At 69.6% G+C, this 4,264-nt stretch carries 7 protein-coding genes; 6 read left to right on the forward strand and 1 reads right to left on the reverse strand.

The genetic code is table 11. The features are described 5' to 3' along the window. Nucleotides 1-1,267: SulP family inorganic anion transporter (locus ACFU7D_RS28835; protein WP_378873741.1), on the reverse strand; the 1,267-nt coding region annotated here is incomplete at its 3' end. A gap of 84 nt (nt 1,268-1,351) precedes the next feature. Between ACFU7D_RS28835 and ACFU7D_RS28840 the strand changes: the two genes are divergently transcribed. The 6 genes from ACFU7D_RS28840 to ACFU7D_RS28865 all read left to right on the forward strand — a co-directional run bounded on the left by ACFU7D_RS28840 (nt 1,352) and on the right by ACFU7D_RS28865 (nt 4,206). Continuing rightward, nucleotides 1,352-1,600, forward strand: coding sequence for a hypothetical protein (locus ACFU7D_RS28840; RefSeq protein WP_378873744.1), 249 nt, complete (start codon nt 1,352-1,354; stop codon nt 1,598-1,600). A 103-nt stretch (nt 1,601-1,703) separates the two neighbouring features. Then, entirely contained in the window at nt 1,704-2,123 is a 420-nt protein-coding gene (locus ACFU7D_RS28845) for a DUF6325 family protein (RefSeq protein ID WP_378873747.1), read from the forward strand. A 15-nt stretch (nt 2,124-2,138) separates the two neighbouring features. Beyond that, on the forward strand, nt 2,139-2,477 hold the full coding sequence (locus tag ACFU7D_RS28850) for an SHOCT domain-containing protein (protein WP_378873750.1): 339 nt from the start codon (nt 2,139-2,141) through the stop codon (nt 2,475-2,477). A 24-nt stretch (nt 2,478-2,501) separates the two neighbouring features. Continuing rightward, complete coding sequence (locus tag ACFU7D_RS28855; RefSeq protein ID WP_378873753.1) at nt 2,502-3,041, forward strand: DUF1269 domain-containing protein; 540 nt, start codon at nt 2,502-2,504, stop codon at nt 3,039-3,041. 60 nt (nt 3,042-3,101) lie between these two features. Further along, nucleotides 3,102-3,530, forward strand: coding sequence for a hypothetical protein (locus ACFU7D_RS28860; RefSeq protein WP_378873756.1), 429 nt, complete (start codon nt 3,102-3,104; stop codon nt 3,528-3,530). A 1-nt stretch (nt 3,531) separates the two neighbouring features. Beyond that, the gene (locus tag ACFU7D_RS28865; RefSeq protein ID WP_378873759.1) at nt 3,532-4,206 is read left to right on the forward strand and encodes an HdeD family acid-resistance protein; all 675 of its coding nucleotides are present in this window, start codon (nt 3,532-3,534) and stop codon (nt 4,204-4,206) included. The last annotated feature ends 58 nt before the right edge of the window (nt 4,207-4,264 follow it).

The following is a 4,264-nucleotide window of genomic DNA, read 5'->3' on the forward strand; positions in this document are numbered from 1 at the left end:
CGGGGGCGTCCCCCCGCCCCCGCGCGGCCCCTTCGCCCCCCCCCCCCGCGGGAGGGGTGCCTCCGCGCCCCCCGCCTCCCCGCGGGGCCCCCGCCCCCCCCATGGGGGCGCGGGCGCTGATCTGGTAGATCCTGGTGACCTGTCCGGTCCGAACCCGCCACAGCCGGCGCAGCGCCGAGATGTCGACGAGCTCGATCACCGCGGCGATCACGATCGCCGCGAGCGTGGCCTCTGGAAGGTCGGCGAAGAGCTTGGTCATGAACAGCAGCGTGAGCAGCGTGAGCACTGCGGCGGTCACCGCCGAGAGCTGCGACTTCGCGCCGGCCGAGCCGTTGACGGCGGTCTTGGACAGCGAGCCGTTGACCACCATCCCGCTGGCCAGGCCTGCCCCCAGGTTGGAGACACCCAGGCCGAGCAGTTCGCGGTTCGGGTCGATGTCGTAGCCGCTCTTGGCGGCGTACGTCTTCGCGGCTCCCAGGCCCTCGGCGAAGCCGACGAGCATCACGCCGACGGCGGCCGCGAGGAGGTCGCGGAACTCGGGAGCCGACACGTCCGGGAAGCCGATGGCGGGGAGGCCGGCGTCGATGTGGCCCACGATGGCGAGCCCACGTTCGTCGAGGCCGAGCAGGGCGGTGAGCCCGATGCAGACCAGCGCGACGATCAGGGAGGCGGGAAGGAGCGGCACCAGCCGCCGCAGGACGAGCAGGACGGCGAGGCTGCCCACGCCGATGGCGATTGTCAGGGGGTCGACGTCACCGAGCTGGAGCACCAGGTCCCAGGCCTTCTCGAAGAAGTTGCCCGACCCCTTCTCCACGCCCACCAGCGACGGGAGCTGTCCGATGATGATCGTCAGCGCGAGTCCGATGATGAACCCTCGCAGGACCGGCTCGCTGATGAAGGCGGCGAGGAAGCCCAGGCGGAACAGGCCGGCGACGAGCGCGACGATGCCTGTCGCGATCGCCAGGCCGGCGGTGAGCGCGACGACGGAGGCCCCGCCGGAGGAGAAGTCCGCCACGATCCCGGCCGAGAGTGCGGCGGTCGCCGACATGGGCGCGACGATCAGGTGGCGCGAGGAGCCGAGCAGGCTGTAGAGCACCAGGGCGGGCACGGCCGCGTAGAGGCCCACGACCGGGGGCACGCCGGCGATGGTGGCGTACGCGAGCGACTCCGGTACGAGCACGGCCCAGACCGTGAGCCCGGCGAGGACGTCGGACCTGATCCAGGACGGCGAGTAGCCGCTGAACGACGGAGCGAGGAGTCTGGCCACGATCGGTGAGGCTGCTACGCCGGGCCCGTTCCGGGATCGCCCGGAAGGGGTGAGCCTGGGGTCACCCCGTCGGCGGATGATGCGTTGACGGCGTGGGCCCGACGTCCGTACGCCTTTCTTCGGGATCTGGACCGAGCGGGCGCGCGTCTGTATCTGTCCGGGGTCGACCCGGACCTCGTGGTCGACCCGGACCTCGTCGAGCGCTGGTCGGCGGACGGCACGCTCCAACGCCTCAGCGGGGTCCACATCGAGCCGGCCACCCAGATCCTGGGGGAGTCCACGCACGCTGCGGTGGTCGCTTCGCAGGAGCCACCCGCCGACCGGACGGAGTGAACCGCCCCAAGTCACCCGATAGGGGTGAGCAGCTGGGGCGCAACGCGTCCTAGCGTCGGAACAGTCCTGCCGCCCGGCAGGCGCGCGAAAGGTGGGAGGCACGATGGAACGCGGCCCGGTCGAGATCCTGTTTCTTTCGATGGCGGATGACGTCGAGCTCGGCGACCTCGCGGCAGTACTACGGCAACCGGTCGAGAGTGGAGTGATCCGGATCATCGACTGCGTGCTGATGTCCAAGGACGCCGGCGGCAGCTTCCGGGCCCTCGACCTCGAGGAGGCGGAGGGTCTGCCCGCGGAGCTGTCGGGGCTTCAGATCGACGCCAACGACCTGCTGAGCGACGCCGACATCGAAACGTTCGCCACCGCCCTCGAGCCCGGCCAGGCCGGTCTCGCGGTCGTCTACGAGCAGATCTGGGCGCGGGAGGCCGTCGGGCGCATCCGAAGCGTCGGTGCCGAGGTCGAGCTGTTCCTACGGGTGCCACCCGAGGACGTCGACGTCGCCTTCGCATCCGCCGCCCGCTAGAGAGGGAGTCACGTCATGTTGGGTAGACGCGTCGGCCGCCCCGGTCTCATCGGTGCCGCCGCACGAACGGCAGTCATCGCCGGCACGGCCACCGCAACCTCGAACGCCGTCAACCGCCGGCAGGCGGCCAGGGCCCAGGAACGGGCCCAGTCAGAGGCGTACGAGCAACAGCAGTACGAGCAACAGCAGTACGCAGCGGCCCCGCCGCCTCAGCCGCCACCCGCTCCGGCGGCACCGGCGGCACCGGCGCAGAGCGACCTGATCGGTCAGCTGACCCAGCTCGGGGAGCTGCACAGCCAAGGGGTGCTCAGCGACGAGGAGTTCGCAGCCGCCAAGCAGCAGCTCCTCGGCTGACGGACACCAGGAGCGGGGGAGGACATGTCGACAGGAACTCTGGCCGTGTGGAGGTTCGACACTCCTGAGGGTGCCGAGGAGACCATGCATGCGCTCGAGGAGCTGGCTCGTGAGGACCTCATCGATCTCCACGACGCCGCGGCCCTCTCCTGGCCGTCGAGCAGCATGAAGCTGAGGACGACCGAGCTGCATCCAGACGAGGGCGGGGGAGCGTTGGGTGGGTCCTTCTGGGGTCTTCTGCTCGGCTTCATCTTCTTCGTGCCACTGCTCGGAGCCGCCTTGGGCACCGCCACCGGGCTGGTCTCGGACGCGCTGAGCGCCGTCGGGATCGACGACGGCTTCATCAACAGGGTCCGGGACCGGGTCACCCCGGGGACCTCGGCCCTGTTCGTGCTGACCACGGACAGCGTCGTCGACTCGGTCAGGGACACGATCGGAGGGCGACTGCCGTCCGACCCGATCTTCACCGATCTGACCGACAGCCAGGAAGCAGCGCTGCGTGACGTCTTCGGTGCCGGAGGATCGCCCGTTGCGGGTGAGCCCGCCGGGGCCGAAGCGGCCTAACTTCTCGTCCACCGAAGCGGTCGACGAGAAACCGCTCACGACCACAGGGAGTACCCCATCATGAGCACGACCACACCACAAGGCGGAGGCTACGACTCTCCGGTCAAGACCGCCTTCGCCTTCTCCGGCGCGATCTTCGCAGGCACCATCCTCACGACGGTCGGCATCTTCCAGATCCTCACCGGCATCGCTGCCGTTGCCGAGGACACCGTCTACGTCAAAGGCATCGACTACGTCTACCAGTTCGACCTCACCGCCTGGGGCTGGATCCACATCGTCCTGGGCGCGATCGCGGTAGCCGTCGGCATCGGCTTGCTCCTCGGACAGACGTGGGCCCGTATCGCCGGCATCGTGATCGCGGTCATCGGCTCGATCTCCGCGTTCGCCTTCATGCCCTACTACCCGTTCTGGGCGCTCGCGATGCTGGCGCTCTACATCTTCGTCATCTGGTCGCTCGCGCAGCTGATGTCGAGTCGTGCCGAGTACTGACATGGCCAGCTCCGACATCCCGGGCCCCGGCGTCTCCGGCTCGGAGCCTGCGGGCCCCGACGTACGGAGCCCGGGTGCCGGACACGATCCGAGCGCGGCCACGCCGTCCCAGGACCGTCCGGTGGGCTCCGGCTCCGTGTTCGAGGGCCTCGGGGACTACTGGGGCCTGGTCCTGACCTATGGGCTGGTCACCACGGTACTCGGCGTCATCCTGGCGGTCTGGCCGAAGCAGACGCTCGTCGTCGTCGCGGTGATCATCGCGATCCAGATCATCGTGTCGGGAGTGTTCCGGCTCATCGCCGCGGTGGCCGGCAGGTCCATGGACGGCGGCCTGCGAGCGGTCGTCGGCTTCTCGGGGGCGCTGGCGATCGTCGTCGGCCTGCTCTTCCTGCGGGACCCGGTCCAGACGCTGCTCATCGTCACCATCCTGCTCGGAGTCTGGTGGGTCATCGGAGGCATCGTCGACATCATCGGCGCCATCCTCCGGCCAGCCCCTGGGCGGCGCCTGTGGGAAATCACCGCCGGTGTCATCACGGTCCTCGCCGGTGCCGTGCTCCTCATCAACCCGGAGCTGTCGCTGGGCGCACTCCTGCTGGTCTCCTGCATCTGGCTGATCGCCGTCGGCATCATCGCCATCGTGATGGCCTTCCGCCTCCGTGCCGAGGCCAAGAGCTGAGATTCGAGGATGAGCGCGGTCCAGAACCCGCACTGACATCGGCTCGGCCGCCGGGTCC

Source organism: Nocardioides sp. NPDC057577 (assembly GCF_042801335.1).
Lineage (GTDB): Bacteria > Actinomycetota > Actinomycetes > Propionibacteriales > Nocardioidaceae > Nocardioides.